This is a genomic window from Cupriavidus sp. FW305-F7, from assembly GCF_058782875.1.
In genome coordinates this window covers 119,705-136,245 of record NZ_JBYSYC010000021.1, presented here as the reverse complement: position 1 = coordinate 136,245, position 16,541 = coordinate 119,705, and the positions used below count along the sequence as shown (strand labels likewise).

The 16,541-nt window shown below is 67.2% G+C and carries 13 protein-coding genes and 1 pseudogene; 6 read left to right on the top strand and 8 right to left on the bottom strand.

Going from position 1 to position 16,541, the window contains the following annotated elements:
• Positions 1-64: 64 nt before the first annotated feature.
• The 4 genes and pseudogenes from ltrA to AC3WL8_RS20535 form a co-directional block, all read left to right on the top strand.
• Positions 65-1,072: pseudogene (gene ltrA, locus AC3WL8_RS20550) on the top strand (group II intron reverse transcriptase/maturase); the annotation flags it as partial.
• A gap of 321 nt (positions 1,073-1,393) precedes the next feature.
• Positions 1,394-2,347, top strand: coding sequence for a Bug family tripartite tricarboxylate transporter substrate binding protein (locus AC3WL8_RS20545; protein WP_249221135.1), 954 nt, complete (start codon positions 1,394-1,396; stop codon positions 2,345-2,347).
• A 28-nt stretch (positions 2,348-2,375) separates the two neighbouring features.
• A complete protein-coding gene (locus AC3WL8_RS20540; RefSeq protein WP_492378688.1) occupies positions 2,376-3,878 on the top strand; it encodes an N-acyl-D-amino-acid deacylase family protein in 1,503 nt (500 codons plus the stop codon).
• A gap of 30 nt (positions 3,879-3,908) precedes the next feature.
• On the top strand, positions 3,909-5,246 hold the full coding sequence (locus AC3WL8_RS20535; protein ID WP_013953715.1) for an aspartate aminotransferase family protein: 1,338 nt from the start codon (positions 3,909-3,911) through the stop codon (positions 5,244-5,246).
• A 202-nt stretch (positions 5,247-5,448) separates the two neighbouring features.
• Here the strand turns inward: AC3WL8_RS20535 and AC3WL8_RS20530 are convergent, their stop codons facing one another.
• Positions 5,449-6,606: a methyl-accepting chemotaxis protein gene (locus AC3WL8_RS20530; RefSeq protein WP_013953714.1), complete on the bottom strand. Its 1,158-nt coding sequence runs from the start codon at positions 6,604-6,606 to the stop codon at positions 5,449-5,451.
• A gap of 135 nt (positions 6,607-6,741) precedes the next feature.
• Positions 6,742-7,836 (bottom strand): alkene reductase, encoded by a 1,095-nt coding sequence (locus AC3WL8_RS20525; protein WP_153953321.1) that lies wholly within the window; start codon positions 7,834-7,836, stop codon positions 6,742-6,744.
• Positions 7,837-7,966: 130 nt separating this feature from the next.
• Between AC3WL8_RS20525 and AC3WL8_RS20520 the strand changes: the two genes are divergently transcribed.
• Together AC3WL8_RS20520 and AC3WL8_RS20515 are read left to right on the top strand one after the other, a co-directional pair.
• Positions 7,967-8,881 (top strand): LysR family transcriptional regulator, encoded by a 915-nt coding sequence (locus AC3WL8_RS20520; protein ID WP_013953712.1) that lies wholly within the window; start codon positions 7,967-7,969, stop codon positions 8,879-8,881.
• Positions 8,882-8,992: 111 nt separating this feature from the next.
• A complete protein-coding gene (locus AC3WL8_RS20515; RefSeq protein ID WP_041228710.1) occupies positions 8,993-9,451 on the top strand; it encodes a MarR family winged helix-turn-helix transcriptional regulator in 459 nt (152 codons plus the stop codon).
• Positions 9,452-9,466: 15 nt separating this feature from the next.
• On the opposite strand, the gene AC3WL8_RS20510 is transcribed toward AC3WL8_RS20515, so the two are convergent.
• The 6 genes from AC3WL8_RS20510 to AC3WL8_RS20485 form a co-directional block, all read right to left on the bottom strand.
• Positions 9,467-10,090, bottom strand: a complete 624-nt coding sequence (locus AC3WL8_RS20510) for a flavin reductase family protein (RefSeq protein ID WP_153953323.1) — start codon at positions 10,088-10,090, stop codon at positions 9,467-9,469.
• Positions 10,091-10,143: 53 nt separating this feature from the next.
• Positions 10,144-10,914 carry a maleate cis-trans isomerase family protein gene (locus AC3WL8_RS20505; protein WP_276522828.1) on the bottom strand — a complete coding sequence of 257 codons (771 nt, stop codon included), beginning with the start codon at positions 10,912-10,914 and terminating at the stop codon, positions 10,144-10,146.
• Positions 10,915-11,949, bottom strand: a complete 1,035-nt coding sequence (locus AC3WL8_RS20500; protein ID WP_492378687.1) for a carbon-nitrogen hydrolase family protein — start codon at positions 11,947-11,949, stop codon at positions 10,915-10,917.
• Between the two features lie 52 nt (positions 11,950-12,001).
• The gene (locus tag AC3WL8_RS20495; RefSeq protein ID WP_153953324.1) at positions 12,002-12,913 is read right to left on the bottom strand and encodes a fumarylacetoacetate hydrolase family protein; all 912 of its coding nucleotides are present in this window, start codon (positions 12,911-12,913) and stop codon (positions 12,002-12,004) included.
• Positions 12,914-12,983: 70 nt separating this feature from the next.
• Positions 12,984-14,108, bottom strand: a complete 1,125-nt coding sequence (locus tag AC3WL8_RS20490) for a cupin domain-containing protein (RefSeq protein WP_153953325.1) — start codon at positions 14,106-14,108, stop codon at positions 12,984-12,986.
• A gap of 60 nt (positions 14,109-14,168) precedes the next feature.
• A complete protein-coding gene (locus AC3WL8_RS20485) occupies positions 14,169-16,490 on the bottom strand; it encodes a bifunctional salicylyl-CoA 5-hydroxylase/oxidoreductase (protein WP_153953326.1) in 2,322 nt (773 codons plus the stop codon).
• Positions 16,491-16,541 lie beyond the last annotated feature (51 nt).

The following is a 16,541-nucleotide window of genomic DNA, read 5'->3' as shown; positions in this document are numbered from 1 at the left end:
GGATGAAACGGATGGCGGATCTCAGCCCAACCCAAATGCTCGTTGAGCGCTTGTGCAGTTCGCGCTGACCGTCCCGACGGTGACGGATCGATTGATCCAGCAGGCGCTGCTGCAGGTGCTGCAGCCGATTCTGGACCCTACCTTTAGCGAGCATAGCTACGGCTTCCGGCCCGGCAGGCGTGCGCATGACGCGGTGCTAGCCGCCCAGTCGTACGTGCAATCGGGTCGGCGAGTCGTGGTGGACGTGGACTTGGAAAAGTTCTTTGACCGGGTCAACCACGACATCCTGATTGACCGTCTACAGAAGCGCATCGAGGATCCCGGAGTCATCCGTCTGATCCGGGCGTATCTGAACAGCGGGCTGATGGATGGCGGGGTGGTGCTGCAACGGAACGAGGGCACGCCGCAGGGCGGTCCCCTGTCGCCGTTGCTGGCCAATGTGCTGCTCGATGAGGTGGACAAGGAGTTGGAGCGCCGAGGCCATTGCTTCGTGCGCTACGCCGACGATGCGAACGTGTACGTGCGCAGTCAGCGGGCGGGCGAGCGGGTGATGGCGCTGTTGCGGCGGTTGTACGGCAACCTGCGTCTGAAGGTCAACGAGGCAAAGAGCGCGGTGGCAAGCGCGTTCGGCCGCAAATTCCTCGGCTACAGCTTCTGGGTGGCTGCAGGGCGTGTGGTCAAGCGCAAAGTGGCAATTAAGCCGCTGCTGACGTTCAAACAACGCATCCGCGAACTGACCCGCCGCTCCGGCGGGCGAAGTCTACAGGTAGTGGTGGATCGGCTGCGGCCCTACGTTCTAGGTTGGAAGGCCTACTTCCGGTTGGCCCAAACGCCCAAGGTCTGGCGTGAGCTAGACCAATGGATCCGTCACCGGATGCGGGCCATTCAGCTCAAGCACTGGAAACGTGGCGCGACTATCTACCGGGAGCTGCGGGCCCTAGGCGCGGCGCCCGCGATTGCCCATCGGGTGGCGGCGAACAGCCGTCGCTGGTGGCGCAACAGTGACGGCGCGCTGAATCGGGTGCTGGACATCGACTACTTCGACCGGCTGGGCCTCCCCCGCCTCGCCTAACCTCAACCTCTCGAACCGCCCGGTGCGGACCCGCATGCCGGGTGGTGTGGCAGGGGCGCAGCCACGATGGCTGCCCCCTATGCCGATTGGCGGGGCGCCCCGACAGCTGTAACGACTGTTTCATTGGGGTCCGGGGCCGTTGCGGCAAGGACTTTCGTGCCTGCGCCGCATCGTGGGTGTTTCATTTCCGCGCCTTAAGGAACAAATGTTGCATTGACTCGGATCATGCCCCTATACTGCAAACGCGTAGCCGGGGCCTACCCAGGTACTGGACGGGATATCGAGATGCAAGTGCAAAGGCAGCAGCAAAAGCGACGGTTCATGGCCACCCTGTTATGGCTGGGCGCCGCGGGCCTGGCTGGGCCGGCAGTGGCGGACAGCTATCCGTCGCGCCCGATCCGCCTGGTGGTGCCGTCCGCGGCGGGCGGCAGTCCCGACGTGCTGATGCGCGCACTGGGCGCCGAAGTCGGCAAGTCGCTGGGCCAGTCGTTTGTGATCGACAACAAGCCCGGCGCCTCGGGCGTGATCGGAATCTCAGAACTGGAACGCGCCGCGCCTGACGGCTACACGCTGGGCTACGCCAACAACGTGACGCTGTCGATCAACAAGAGCACCTTCCGCAAGCTGCCGTACCGGCCCGATGCCTTCATGCCGGTGGTGCTGCTGTTCAAGGTGCCGAACGTGATCGCGGTGAAGCCGGATATGCCGGTGAAGACCATTGCCGAGCTCGTGGCCTATGTGAAGGCCAATCCGGACAAGGTCACCTATGCCTCGCCGGGCCAGGGCACGTCCGGCCACCTGACCGGCCAGCTGCTCGCGGACAAGGCGGGGCTCGCCTGGACGCACGTCGGCTACAAGGGCAGCCCGCAGGCCGCCACCGATGTGATGCGCGGCCAGGTCAATGTGCTGATCGACAACATGCCGACCATCCTGCCGCTGATCAAGGCCGGCAAGCTCAAGCCGCTGGCGGTGACCAGCCTGGCGCGTTCGCCGCTGCTGCCGGCGCTGCCCACCATCGCGGAGTCCGGCGTGCCGGGTTTCGAAGGGGTGGCCTGGGGCGGCCTGGTGGCGCCGCAAGGCACGCCGGCCGACGTGGTGGGCAAGCTCAACGGCGCCTTCAACCGCGCGCTGGCGGATCCGGCCATCAAGGACAAGTTCGCCGCGCTCGGTGCCGAAACGGTCGGCGGCAGGCCGCAGGCGCTGGCCGGCTATGCCGCGCGTGAAACCGACAAGTGGGCGCCCGTGGTCAGGCAGGCCGGCATCACGCCGCAGTAACGCCCGCCGAAGAGACAAGGATTTGACGATGGCATCGCAACCCGCCGCGCCCCGGCGCGCCGACCTGATCTTCCGCAACGCCACGGTGGTGGACGGCACGGGCGCAGCCCGCCGCGTGGCCGATGTTGCCGTCGCGGGCGACCGTATCATCGCCGTGGGCGACTGCGGCGACATGGCCGCGGACCAGACCGTGGACGCAGCCGGCCGCGTGCTGGCACCGGGCTTTATCGATGCCCACACGCACGACGACGGCTACCTGCTGGTGCATCGGGACATGACCCCCAAGGTGTCGCAGGGCATCACCACCGTGGTGACCGGCAATTGCGGCATCAGCGTGGCGCCGCTGGTCAGCAGCGCGCCGCCGCAGCCGCTGGACCTGCTGGGGCCGCCCGCGCTGTTCCGCTTCGATACCTTCGCGCAGTGGCTCGACGCGCTGCGCGCGACGCCGGCCAATGTCAACGTGGTGCCGCTGCTCGGGAATTCGACGTTGCGCGTGCGCGCGATGCCGCAACTGGACCGGCCCGCCAATGAGGCGGAAGTCGCCGCGATGCGCGACGAGGTCAGGCTGGCGATGGAGGCGGGCGCCTTCGGTGTGTCGACCGGCACATTCTATCCGCCCGCGGCAGCCGCCACCGAAGCCGAGATCATCGCCGTGTGCGAGCCGGTCCGCACCCACGGCGGCCTCTATTCCACGCACCTGCGCGACGAGACCGACGACATCGTGCCGTCGATCGAAGAAGCGCTGCGCATCGGCCGCGCGCTCGACTGCCCGGTGGTGTTCTCGCACCACAAGGTGGCGGGCAAGCGCAATCACGGCCGCTCGGTCGAAACCCTCGGGCTGCTGGCTGACGCCGCGCGCCTGCAGCCGCTGTGCCTGGACTGCCATCCCTATCCCGCGACCTCGACCATGTTGCGGCTGGACCGCGTGCGCCAGTCCACGCGCACCATGATCACCTGGTCCACCGGCTACCCGGCCGCGGGCGGCCGCGACTTCCACGAGCTGATGCAGGAGCTTGGCCTGGACGAGGACGCGCTGCTGGCAAAGCTGCGTCCCGCGGCGGCGATCTACTTCATCATGGATGAGCGCGACGTCGAGCGGATCGCGCAGTTTCCGCTGACCATCTTCGGCTCCGACGGCCTGCCGTTCGACCCGCGCCCGCATCCGCGCCAGTGGGGCACCTTCCCGCGCATCCTGGCGCGCATGGTGCGCGAAGACCAGCTGATGACGCTGGAAACCGCGATCCACAAGATGTCCGGACTGGCCGCGCAGCAATACGGGCTGGCAGACCGCGGCCAGATCGTGCCGGGTGCGTTTGCCGACCTGGTGCTGTTCGATGCGGACCGCGTGCAGGACCGCGCCACCTTTGAAGACCCGCTGCAGCTGAGCACTGGCATCCACGGCGTCTGGGTCAATGGCGCCCGGGTCTGGGAACAGTCCGCGCAGGCGGACAGCGAGGGCAGCGCACTGCCCGCCTTCTCCGGCCGTGTGCTGCAGCGCCGCCCCACCGAAAACACTTCCGTCCGCCGCTGACGCGCGGCCAGGCACCACCAACACACCATCATGACCCACGTATTCCATCGCAATCCGCGCCAGAAGCTGCCCGTTGCCGTTGCCGGGCAGGGCATCGAACTGATCGACAGCGAAGGCCGGCGCTATCTGGACGCTTCCGGCGGCGCTGCCGTGTCGTGCCTGGGGCACGGCCATCCGCGCGTGATCGAGGCGATCAAGGCGCAACTCGACAACATCGCCTACGCGCATACCTCGTTCTTCACCACCGAGGTGTCGGAGACCCTGGCTGACACGCTCGTGCAAGCGGCGCCGGGCGACCTGGACCATGTCTACTTCGTCTCGGGCGGCTCCGAAGCGGTGGAGTCGGCGCTGAAGCTGGCGCGCCAGTATTTTGTCGAAGTGGGGCAGTCCAGCCGCCGCCACTTCGTCGCGCGCCGCCAGAGCTACCACGGCAACACCCTGGGCGCGCTGGCCATCGGCGGCAACGCCTGGCGGCGCGAGCCCTTCCTGCCGCTGCTGGTGCCGGCGCACCACGTGTCGCCGTGCTATGCCTACCGCGACCAGCAGGCCGGCGAGACCGACGCGCAGTACGCACAGCGCCTGGCCGACGAGCTGGAAGCCAAGATCCTGGAACTGGGCCCCGACACCGTGGCCGCCTTCGTCGCCGAAACCGTAGTGGGTGCCACCGCCGGCGCGGTGCCGCCGGTGGGTGACTACCTGAAGCGCATCCGCGCCGTGTGCGACAAGTACGGCGTGCTGCTGATCCTGGATGAAGTGATGTCAGGCATGGGCCGTACCGGCTACCTGTTCGCGTGCGAAGAGGATGGCGTGGTGCCCGATATCGTCACCATCGCCAAGGGCCTGGGTGCCGGCTACCAGCCGATCGGCGCGATGCTGTCGACGCGCCGGATCTACGACGCCATCGTCGGCGGCAGCGGCTTCTTCCAGCATGGCCACACCTATATTGGCCATGCCACGGCCTGCGCCGCGGCGCTGGCGGTGCAGCGAACCATCGCCGAAGACAACTTGCTGGCCAACGTGCTGGCGCGCGGCGAGCAACTGCGGGCACGGCTGCGCGAGGCGCTGGGCGATCATCCCAACCTGGGCGATATCCGTGGACGCGGCTTGATCGTCGGCGTGGAATTCGTGGCCGACCGCGATAGCAAGGCCACGCTTGATCCGGCGCTGAAGACGCATGCACGCCTGAAAGCCGCCGCCGTGCAGAACGGCCTGCTGGTCTATCCGATGGGGGGGACGGTCGACGGCGTGCATGGCGACCACGTGCTGTTCGCACCACCGTTTATTTGCACGCCGCAGGATATCGACAGGATTGTCGAGCGCTTTGCGGCGGCGGTGCAGGCGGTGCTGCCGGCTAGTGTGACGGCCTAAGTCACTGAAGACGTCAGCTTGCCGCTGGTTTTCTCCCCTCTCCCGCTTGCGGGAGAGGGGCAGGGCGTGAGGGTGGGCACTGGCATACCATCGGCTGTACTTCGTGGAGACTCCCGCCCTCACCCCAACCCTCTCCCGCAAGCGGGAGAGGGAGCACACAAGCGGTTAGCGGGCCATGGCGGCAGCGGCAGCGCTGCCCACATCAGCCGAACGCAGCAACCTGCCTGAATGCGCCATGCCCCGGCGCTTGTGCTGACACCGGTTCCGCATCCAGCTTGAACTCGCCCACCACGCGCTGCAGCTCGGTGGCCTGGCCCGCCAGTTCGTGCGACGCACTGGCCGCCTGCTCCACCAGCGCCGCATTCTGCTGCGTCACGGTATCCATCTGCGCCACCGCCTCGTTGACCTGCGCGATGCCGGCGCTTTGCTGTTCAGATGCCGCCGTAATCTCGCCTAGCAGCCCGGTCACGCTGGCCACTGCCTGAACGATCTCCTGCATGGTCTCTCCGGCCTGGCCCACCAGTGCCGAGCCGCTGTCCACCTGCTGCACCGAATCGTCGATCAGCTGCTTGATCTCCCGCGCCGCCGACGCACTGCGTTGCGCCAGCGTGCGCACCTCGCCCGCCACCACGGCAAAGCCACGGCCCTGCTCGCCCGCGCGCGCTGCTTCCACCGCGGCGTTCAGCGCCAGGATATTGGTCTGGAAGGCAATGCCTTCGATCACTTCGATGATGTCCGTGACCTTGCGCGAGCTGGCGCTGATCGCCGACATGGTCTGCACCACATTGCCCACCACTTCGCCACCGCGCGCGGCGATGCCCGATGCGGTTGCCGCCAGCCCGTTGGCGGCGCGGGCGCGTTCGGTGTTCTGCTGCACCATCGAGGTCAGCTCCCCCATGCTGGACGCCGTCTCTTCCAGCGCCGCCGCCTGCTCTTCCGTGCGCTGCGACAGGTCGGTATTGCCCGCGGCAATCTGGTGCGAAGCGGTGGTGATCGAATCAGTGGAAGCGCGGATGCGTGTCACCAGGTCGGTCAGCATGTCTTCCATCTCGCCCAGGCCGCCCAGCAGCCGGCCAAACTCGCCGCCGCGCTCGGTGTCGAACTCCTGGCTGAGGTCACCCGCCGCCACGGTTTCGGCGATGTAGACGGCCTCGGACAACGGCGCCTCGATGCTGCGCGCCAGAGCCCAGACCGCGCCCACCGCCAGGCATAGCCCACCCACGCCCAGCGCGATCAGCAGTTGCCGCGCATCGGCCGCATCCTGCATCCGCGGCAAGGCCACCGCGATCCCGATCGCCATCAGCGACCACATGGCGCCAAACGCCGCGCCCAGGCGTATGCGAATCCCCAGGTTCTGCATGTCTCTCTCCCGTTTCCACCTCAGAAGTGCAGGCACCGGCGTGCCGGCTGCCTGTCTTGCCAATGTCTTCGCTGGCCAACTCTTGTTTAACGGCCGGGACGGTGCGGTCTTTAGCGGTTTCCTCGGCAAGCCGGCCTATGCCGCCGCCGCGTAGTCCGTATACCCCCGCGCATCTCCGCCAAACAAGCTCTGGCTGTCAAAACCAGCCAGCGGCAGGCCGGCTGTAAAGCGTGCCGGCAGATCCGGGTTGGCGACAAAGGGGCGCCCGAACGCGACCAGGTCGGCCAGCCCCTGGCCCAGGATGCGTTCGGCGCGGGCCTGGTCATACTTGCCGGCCACGATCACGCGTCCCTTGTAGGCGGCGCGCAGCGCATGGCGGAAGTCTTCGGGGATGTGCGGCGCGTCGTCCCAGTCCGCTTCCGCCAGGTGGATATAGGCGACGCCGGCGGCGTCGAGCCGCTGCGCCAGCTGCAGGATGGTCGGAATGATCTCCGGGCAGTCCATGTTGCGCTGGGTGATGAAGGGCGCAAGGCGGATGCCGGTGCGGTCGGCGCCGGCTGCGCCGGCGACGGCGGCGACCACTTCCTCGGCAAAGCGGATGCGGTTGGCGATGGCGCCGCCGTAGCCGTCGTTGCGGTGGTTGGAGGTGGTGCGCAGGAACTGGTCGACCAGGTAGCCGTTGGCACCGTGGATTTCCACGCCGTCAAAGCCGGCGCGCATGGCGTTGGCGGCGCCGCGGCGGAAGTCTTCAATCACGGCGCGGATATCGGCCCCGGTCATGGCGCGCGGCACCGGGCAGTCGACCATGCGGCCGACGCCGTCTTCACCGACGACCCAGACCTGCGCGTCGGGCGACAGCGACGACGGCGCCACCGGCAGTCCGTCGGCATGGAAGCTGGCATGCGACATCCGGCCGACGTGCCACAGTTGCAGCACGATGCGTCCGCCGGCACGGTGCACCGCATCGCTGACGCCGCGCCAGCCCTGCACCTGCGCTTCGCTATGGATGCCGGGCGTGAAGCTGTAGCCCTGGCCCTGGGGCGAGACCTGGGTGGCCTCGGTGACGATCAGGCCGGCGCTGGCGCGCTGGGCGTAGTAGGACGCCATCAGCGCATTGGGCACGTTTCCGGGCTGGCTGGTGCGGGCGCGGGTCATCGGTGCCATCACCATGCGGTTGGGCAGCGAGAGCGGGCCGAGGAGCAGGGGGCTGAACAGCTTTGGGGCGGTCATGGTTGGGTTCCTCGTGGGTGCAGGGTGTCGATGCGTCATCGTCCCACTGGCCTTCTCTTTGAAAAACCCCGCATCATTTGCTGCGGCTATCAATTAAAATTTGAAGATCACAGCCATCCGGGAACAACCGATGAAGGCCCTGCAAGACCTGGATATCTTCGTGCGCACCGCCGACAGCGGCAGCCTGTCGGCCGCCGCGCGGGCGCTGGACCTGACCCCGGCCGCCGCCAGCGCTGCGCTCAAGCGGCTGGAGGCGGAACTGGGCGTCCAGCTGTTCGTGCGCTCCACCCGCACCATGCGCCTGACGCAGGCGGGTGAACTGCTGCTGGCACAAGGCCGGCCGGCGCTGGACGCGTTGCAGCAGGTCGGCCAGCAGCTGGCCACCGGCGTGCAAGCCTTCCGCGGGGCGCTGAAGCTGTCGGCAACCTCGGATTTCGGCCGCAACCTGCTGCTGCCGTGGCTCGATGCCTTCCAGGCCCGGCACCCACAGGTGGAGATCCGTCTGCATCTGACTGACCGCATCGCCAATATCTACAGCGATCCGGTGGACGCGGCGTTCCGCTATGGCGAGCCGCCGGACTCCAACCTGGTCGCCTTGCCGGTGGCGCCTGACAACCGCCGCGTGCTGTGCGCGTCGCCGCAATACCTGGCACAGCACGGCACCCCGGACACGCCGCAGGCGCTGTCGGAGCACAACTGCCTGTGCTACATGCTCGGCGACGAGGTGCATGACCGCTGGCGCTTCTGGCGCCATGGCACCGATGCCGTCACGGTGCGCGTGCGGGCCTTCAATGTTTCCAACGACGGCGACGCGGTGCACCGCTGGGCGCTGCTCGGCAAGGGGATCGCGTACAAGGCCTATTTCGATATGGCCGAGGACCTGGCCGAAGGGCGCTTGCAGGCGCTGTGCACGGACTGGGGCACCGAGGCGTCGCCGCTGTACATGGTGGTGCCGGGGCGGCGGCAGGTGACGCCGCTGCTGCGGGCGCTGCGGGATTTCGTGGCGGAGCGGACGGCGGAGCTGGCGGCGCTCGTTGCCCGATAAGGTGGGGGTGTGCGGCAGTGGCGGCATGCCTTGCTCTGGACGAACGATCCCGCCGTGGTATGTTCTGCCCGTCGCGCGGCCTTCGGGGCCGCAACCCGCCCACCGGACCGCATGAACCAACCCATCGACACCGCCGACGACGATTTCGTCGACAACTACACCCCGGCCCTGCTGGCCCAGGCCAGCCAGCTGATCTCGGGGGAATTCCACGTGATCGTGCAAGCCAATGGTTTCACCATCTCAGACTGGCGCGTCCTGTCCACGCTGTCCGGCGGCAAGCCAATCAGCATCGGGGAACTGGCGCAGGTCTCGGTGACCAAGCAGCCCACCGTGACGCGCCTGCTCGACCGCATGGAGGCGCAGGGCTACGTCAAGCGCATCCCACACGAGACCGACCGGCGCATCACGCTGGTGCGCATCACGCCGCGCGGGCAGAAGCTGACCTCCACCCTGATCGCACAGGCCCGGGCCCACGAGGACCATGTGCTGGCGCCACTCGGCAAGAAGAAGGCCGACGAGCTGCGCGCCACGCTGAAGCTGCTGATCCACCTGCACCGCCCTGCCAACTGAGGCCAGGGCCGCGCCTCAGGCCGGCCGGCGCATCTGGAATAGCATCGACTTGCTGACCTCGTAGTAGTCGGCCGGGCCGCCACCGCGCAGGATGGGGCGTGCGGCGGCGGTGTCATAGACCCCGTCCGGCAGGAAGGCCCGGTCGATATGCACGCCAACTACCTCGCCCAGCACCATCCAGGTATCGAGCATGGCGCCGTCGGCCTGGTTCAGCTGCATGACCTTGGTCGCGCGGCACTCGAACGATACCGGGCTCTCCTGCACGCGAGGCGCCGACACCAGGCGCGACGGCACCGGCGTCAGGCCCGCCAGGCCGAATTCGTCGACCTCCGGCGCGACGCCGGCGCTGGTCATGTTCATGCGCTCGGCCAGCGGGCGCGTCACCAGGTTCCAGACAAAGTCGCCAATGTCCTCGACGTTGCGCACGGTGTCCTTGTAGCCGACGCTGGAGAACGCCACCACTGGCGGCGCGTAGTTGAAGACGTTGAAGAATGCGTAGGGCGCCAGGTTGGCGCGCCCGGCCTTGTCCACCGTCGAAATCCAGCCAATCGGGCGTGGGCCGACAATGGCGGCCAGCGGATCGTGCCGCAGCCCGTGACCGCGCGTGGGCTCGTAGAAGTGAATGTCGTCCATGTGCATGTGCGAAGCGTCGTCCCCGCGGGAGCAGGGACGACGAAAGCGTGGAATGGCGCTCAGTACTTGCCGCTCAGCAGCTCACCGCAGCCGGCGACCTCGGCGCGCAGGTTCAGCTTGCGCAGCATCTGCCAGGTGGTGGCCACCGCCGCCGACACCGTCGGGATGCCCGACTCGTCCTGCACCTTCTGGATCGACGGCAGCGACTGCATCTGCACGCAGGCCGACAGCACGATGGCGTCGACGCCGGTGGTGTCGATGCGCTTGTAGATCTCCAGCAGGTTGGCCGGGTCCTGCGCGGCGACCTGCAGGTTGTCGGGGATCTCCAGCGCGGTGTAGTCCTTGACCTCGATGCCTTCGCTCTCGATGTAGTCGACCACCATCTTCGTCAGCGGCTTCATGTACGGGCACACCACCGAGACACGCTTCGCCCCCATGGCGTGCAGGCCGTCCACCAGAGCGCCGGCGCTGGTCACCACCGGCGCGGGGTTGCCGTTGTCGACGGTGCGCTGGGTCAGGCGTGCCTCGGAGCTGCGGTGATAGCCCTTGCCCATGCTCATGATGGCCACCAGGCAGGCGTAGCCCAGCACGTCGACGCGCGCGTCGGAGAGTTCGATGGCGCAGCGGTCGCTGTCGCGGTCCATGGCTTCCAGCTCTTCCTTCACCACCTTCTTCATGCGCATGCGGCTGGAGTGGAAGGTGAAGCGCTCGCCGAAGTCCTTCTCGCGCTCGCGCAACATGGCGGGGATTTCCGTCTCCATGGTGGTATTGGAGGACGGTACGATCTGCCCGATGCGCAGCGGCTTCTGGGGCGTCAACAGGAAAGACATTTACTTGCTCTCGGAAAGGTCGAATGCGTTGAGTTCCGCTTCCTCGGCGTCGAGGTCGAAGGCCTGGCTGGCGCCGTCCAGGAACTGGGCGGGCTGCAGCGGGCGGCGGTCGACGCGCAGGTCGAAGATGTCGAAGCGGTTGTAGTGGCCGGTGATGTCGTGCATCTGGCGCGGCTGGATGCAGCGCGACAGGTCGATGTCGGCGTAGACGATGCCTTCCGCGTCGATCAGCGGCTCGCCGATGACGCGGCCATCCGGGCCGAGGAAGCCGGAGAAGGCGCTGTTGCGGCGCGACAGCAGTTCGCGTGCCTTGGGATTCAGCGGGCTCATCGCTTCGATGATCTCTTCCGAAACCGTCGAGCACGACACCGCGGCGAACACCTTGCCCTCGAAGCAGTGGGCGGCGGCGCGCACCTTGATGGCCTCGGCCATGTCATAGTCGGCCGGTGCCACCGGCAGCGCGATATAGCTGGCCACGTGCATCAGCTCGCCCTGCGACAGCAGCGAAAAGCGCGCCAGCGTGTTGGTGTTCTCGCCGCAGGCCAGCGAGCCGAGCGGGCCGACGCTGGTCTGGTGCACGCGCAGCGCCGAGGCATCGCCGTTGGCCCAGCTCAGCTTCTCGGCCCAGGTGGGCACCAGCTTGCGGTGGCGGCCCAGGATGCGGCCTTCATCGCTGATGGTCACCAGCGTATTGAAGAGGGTGCCGACGCCGGTGCGGCTGCGTTCGTTCACGCCAACGATCACGTTGATGTGGTTGGCCTGCGCCGCCTGCGCGATCTTGCGGATCTCCGGGCCGGGGATCTCGATGGAAGCCTTGACCAGCTTCTCGAACCAGGGGCTGGCGTCGACCGGGTTGGTCAGCCAGCTCCAGTAGGGGTAGCCGGCCACGAACACTTCCGGAAAGGCGACCAGCTTCGCGCCGTTGTCGGCGGCTTCCCTGATCAGCCGGCAGACCTTGTCGACCGTGGCATCGGCATCGAGGAAGACGGGGGCGGCCTGTACGGCCGCGGCCTTGAACTTGGGCAGGTTGAGCATATATGTGCCTCGCTTGCAGCGGTCATCCCCGCTTGCGCGGGGATGACGGGGTTTAGACAGCCACCACCGGGTGGCGCAGTTCGCCGATACCTTCCACCGTGGCCACCACGGTGTCGCCCGGCCACAGCCACTCCTGCGGGGTGCGGCCCGCGCCCACGCCGTCCGGCGTGCCGGTGGCGATGATGTCGCCGGGTTCCAGCGCCATGCCCTTGCTGATGTCCGCGATCAGCGCCGGCACCTTGAACAGCATGTGGCGGGTGTTGGAGCTCTGCTTGGTCACGCCGTTGACGGTCAGCGACAGGTCCAGCGTGTGCGGGTCGGGGATCTCGTCGGCGGTGACGAGGACCGGGCCGAACGGGGCATAGGTGTCCTGGCCCTTGGAGTAGATCCACTGGCCGGCGCGGCGGCAGTCGCGTGCCGAGATGTCGATCATCACGCTGTAGCCGAACACGTAGTTGAGCGCGTCGGCTTCCTTCACGCCCTTGCCGCGCGTGCCGATGATGACGGCCAGCTCGACTTCCCAGTCCATCTGCTGCGTGATTTCCTTGTTGTGCTCGATGGCATCGCCCGGGCCGATCACGGTGGTGGGCGGCTTGGAGAAGATCACCGGCTCCTTGGGCAGCTCTTTCGAGGTGTCCAGGCTGCGGCTGGATTCAGCGACGTGCTCGACGTAGTTCAGGCCGATGCCCCAGATGTTCTTGCGCGGACGCGGGATCGGCGCCAGCAGCTTGACGTTGGAAGCCGGCACGGCCACGCCGAACGGGAGCTTGCCGCGATATTCGCTCAGCAGCGCGCTGGTCGAGCGGACTGCCTCGGGGCCCAGGTCGATGAACTCGAGCATGGTGGAGGGAATGTCCACGCCGACGGCGGCGCCGAAGCGGGCGAGGTCAACGACATTGCCGTCGACGATGGCGCCCAGGCGGGCGGCGGCAGCGACTTCAGCGCGATAGGTTACGAGACGCATGGTTTGATAACTCCGGAAAAGGCCGCAATCGGTGCGGCTGCATAACTTGGAAAACAGGTACTGCTGAGGTTTAAAGGACGACCTGATGCCCGCCGTTCTCCGCCAGCGCCTGCTCGCGATAAAGCCCGAGCGAATGCATCACCGGCAGGTCGTTGAAGCAGAACAGCACGGCGTCATCGCTGGCCGACGCATTCGCGTGCTCATGGAAGGCCCACGACGGCACGCAGAAGATGTCGCGCTCGGTCCAGTCGAAGCGCTGGCCGTTGATGACCGAGTAGCCACTGCCCTTGGCTACCTGGTAGATGAAGCTGCCGGTGTGGCGGTGCGCCTTGGTGGCTTCGCCCGGACGCAGCAGCTGCATGCTGGCGCCGATGGTCGGCATCACCGGGCCGCCGGTGACCGGATTGACGTAGTGCATCAGCACGCCGTCGAACGGGCTGCCGCCGGTGACCTTGCTGTGGCGCACCAGTGCTTCGTAGGTCGGCGCCCATTCGTACTTGTAGAGCGGCGAATACGGCTGGGTCCAGTTGCCTTCGTGCGGGCGCAGGCCCTTGCCGCCCCAGATCGCCGGCATGTCGTCGACCGGGTGAGTCACAGCTTGCTGCAGGTCAGGGTGCACAGCGTAGAAGCCGGCCTCCATGGCATTGACCAGCGGAATGTCCAGGCCGTCCTGCCAGATGCAGGTGGTGCCTTCGGCCGCCACGCCATGCTCATGCCAGGTGCCGTTGGGCGTGAGCACGAAGTCGTTGGCGTTCAGCGTCATCTTGTGGCCGTCGACGATGGTGTAGGCGCCGCTGCCTTCCATGATGAAGCGCAGCGCCGACGACGAGTGAGCGTGCGCTGAGGCGGCCTCGCCGGGATGCATCACCTGCAGGCCCGAATAGAGCCAGCCCACCGCCGCCGAAACGTCCTGGCGGCCCGGGTTGTTCAGGTAGATCACGCGGCGGCCGGCCTTCTCCGGTGTTACAAGGTCGACCGAGCGCAGCACGTGATTACGCAGGTCGCGGTAGCGCCACAGCACCGGCACCGATTCTGACTTCGGCTGCCACGGCTCGATCTTGTTGGCCACGGTCCAGAGCGCGCCGGTCTTGAGCGCATCGAGCTCCTTGTAGTAGGCGACCAGCTCGGGCGTGTCTTCCACGTCGGCGCGGCCGGCTACGTTCTCGCGGTAGGTGTCATACGAGGTATTCGACATCGTCTTCCTCTTTGGTCTGGTTTCTCCCTCTCCCGTGGACGAGAGAGGGGTGAGCCATCGTCAGGCCGCCGCGCGCTTGATGCTGCGCTCCAGCTGATCCTTGGCGAACAGGTACTGCTTGGGCCATTCCACGCGGCGGTAGCCCAGTTGCGCGCTCTCGCGCAGCAGCCAGGCCGGATCGGCCAGGTACGGGCGCGACAGCGCGCACAGGTCGGCGCGGCCCGAGGCGATGATCCCGTTGACGTGGTCGGCTTCGGTGATCGCGCCCACGGCGATGGTCGGCACGCCTGCCTCGTTGCGCACGCGGTCGGCGAACGGGGTCTGGAACATGCGGCCGTAGACCGGCTTCTGCGCCGGCGTGACTTCGCCGGAAGAGCAGTCGATCATGTCGGCGCCGGCCTCCTTGAATAGGCGCGCCATGGCCACCGCGTCGTCGGCGCTGTTGCCGCCTTCGACCCAGTCGGTGGCGGAAATGCGCACCGACACCGGCTTGTCCTGCGGCCAGGCCGCGCGCACCGCGCGCAGCACTTCCAGCGGGAAGGCCATGCGGTTTTCCAGCGAGCCGCCGTATTCGTCGCTGCGCTGGTTGGTCACAGGCGAGAGGAAGTTCGACAGCAGGTAGCCGTGGCCGGCCTGCAGCTCCAGCCAGTCAAAGCCCGCGCCGGCGGCACGCCGGGTGGCGGAAACGAAGTCATCGCGCAGGCGGTCCATGTCTGCGCGGGTCATGGCGCGCGGCGTCTGCGAAACGCCCGGCAGGTACGGCAGCGCGGAGGCAGAGATCAGCGGCCAGTTGCCCTCGGCCAGCGGGTGGTCCATCTGCTCCCAGCCCAGCTGCGTCGAGCCACGGCGGCCGGCGTGGCCGATCTGCACGCCGATGCGCGCGCTGGTGTGCTCATGCACGAAGCCGACGATGCTGGCGAATGCCGCCGCCTGCTGGTCATTCCACAGGCCCGGGCAACCCTCAGTGATGCGGCCGTCCGGCGACACCGCCGTCATTTCCACCATCACCAGGCCGGCACCGCCCAGTGCGCGGCTGCCCAGGTGCACCATGTGGAAATTGCCCGGCACGCCGTCCTGGCAGGAATACATGGCGGTGGGCGACACCACCACGCGGTTCTTCAGTTCCACGCCGCGCACGGTGTACGGCGTCAGCATCGGCGGCACGGCGGTGGCATCCGTGCCGGCGCGTCCGGCCAGCCATGACTCGTAGCCTTCCAGCCAGGCCTTGTCACGCACGCGCAGGTTCTCGTGCGAAATGCGCTGCGAGCGGGTCAGCAGCGAGTACGCGAACTGCTCGGGCTCCAGGTCTTCATAGCGCCTGACGTTCTCGAACCATTCGGTCGAGTTGCGCGCGGCGTTCTGGATCTTGAGCACTTCCACCGAGCGCACGGCTTCGTAGTGCTTCAGTGCATCTTCCAGCGGGCCGTCGGTGTTGCGGAGGGTGCGCGCCAGCTCGATGGCATCTTCCAGCGCCAGCTTGGTGCCGGAGCCGATCGAGAAGTGCGCGGTGTGGGCGGCGTCGCCCATCAACACCACGGGCACCTTCTTCTCCAGGCCGCTGGCGTCGGTCAGGCTGTTCCAGTGCACCCACTTCTCGCAGATCACGCGCGGGAACTGGATCCAGATCGCGGAGCCGCGCAGGTGGCCGGCGTTGCTGATCAGCGGGTTGCCGTCCAGGTACGGGGCGAACAGCTTTTCGCAGTAGGCGATGCCCTCTTCCTGGCTCATCTGGTCGATGCCGGCGGCCTTCCAGGTTTCTTCCGGGGTCTCGACGATGAAGGTCGACGTGCCGTCCTCGAAACGGTAGGCATGTGCCTGGAACCAGCCATGCTCGGTCGGCACGAAGATGAAGTTGAAGGCGTCGAACACCTTCTTCGTGCCCAGCCAGACAAAGCGGCAGTTGCGCGTGTCGATATCGGGGCGGAAGGTGTCGGCATAGCGCTTGCGCACCACGCTGTTGAGGCCGTCGGAAGCCAGCATCAGGTCGGCGTTGTACTTGCGCGCGATGGCCTGGTCGTCCTCGACGTAGTTCTCGAATACCAGTTCCACACCGACTTCCTCGCAGCGCGCCTGCAAGATGTTCAGCAGCTTCTTGCGGCCGATGCCGATGAAGCCGTGGCCGCCGCTGCGCACCGCGCGGCCCTTGAAGTGGACTTCGACATCGTCCCAGCGGTTGAACGCATCGCCGATGGTCTCGGCCGAGACCGGGTCGGCCTCGCGCAGGTTGTCCATGGTGGCGTCGGAGAACACCACGCCCCAGCCGAAGGTGTCATAGGGACGGTTGCGCTCGACCACCACGACTTTATTGGCGGGATCCTGGAGTTTCATCAACAGGCCGAAATACAGGCCGGCGGGGCCACCGCCGATACATACTATGTTCATGGCTGCTTCCAATCAAGTTACTACCGGAGTCTTTGGCACCCGCGCTGCGGG

Coding starts and splice junctions, on each gene's coding strand:
- AC3WL8_RS20545 (WP_249221135.1), top strand. CDS start 1,394: ATGGCCACCCTGTTATGGCTGGGCGCCGCGGGCCTGGCTGGGCCGGCA.
- AC3WL8_RS20540 (WP_492378688.1), top strand. CDS start 2,376: ATGGCATCGCAACCCGCCGCGCCCCGGCGCGCCGACCTGATCTTCCGC.
- AC3WL8_RS20535 (WP_013953715.1), top strand. CDS start 3,909: ATGACCCACGTATTCCATCGCAATCCGCGCCAGAAGCTGCCCGTTGCC.
- AC3WL8_RS20530 (WP_013953714.1), bottom strand. CDS start 6,606: ATGCAGAACCTGGGGATTCGCATACGCCTGGGCGCGGCGTTTGGCGCC.
- AC3WL8_RS20525 (WP_153953321.1), bottom strand. CDS start 7,836: ATGACCGCCCCAAAGCTGTTCAGCCCCCTGCTCCTCGGCCCGCTCTCG.
- AC3WL8_RS20520 (WP_013953712.1), top strand. CDS start 7,967: ATGAAGGCCCTGCAAGACCTGGATATCTTCGTGCGCACCGCCGACAGC.
- AC3WL8_RS20515 (WP_041228710.1), top strand. CDS start 8,993: ATGAACCAACCCATCGACACCGCCGACGACGATTTCGTCGACAACTAC.
- AC3WL8_RS20510 (WP_153953323.1), bottom strand. CDS start 10,090: ATGCACATGGACGACATTCACTTCTACGAGCCCACGCGCGGTCACGGG.
- AC3WL8_RS20505 (WP_276522828.1), bottom strand. CDS start 10,914: ATGTCTTTCCTGTTGACGCCCCAGAAGCCGCTGCGCATCGGGCAGATC.
- AC3WL8_RS20500 (WP_492378687.1), bottom strand. CDS start 11,949: ATGCTCAACCTGCCCAAGTTCAAGGCCGCGGCCGTACAGGCCGCCCCC.
- AC3WL8_RS20495 (WP_153953324.1), bottom strand. CDS start 12,913: ATGCGTCTCGTAACCTATCGCGCTGAAGTCGCTGCCGCCGCCCGCCTG.
- AC3WL8_RS20490 (WP_153953325.1), bottom strand. CDS start 14,108: ATGTCGAATACCTCGTATGACACCTACCGCGAGAACGTAGCCGGCCGC.
- AC3WL8_RS20485 (WP_153953326.1), bottom strand. CDS start 16,490: ATGAACATAGTATGTATCGGCGGTGGCCCCGCCGGCCTGTATTTCGGC.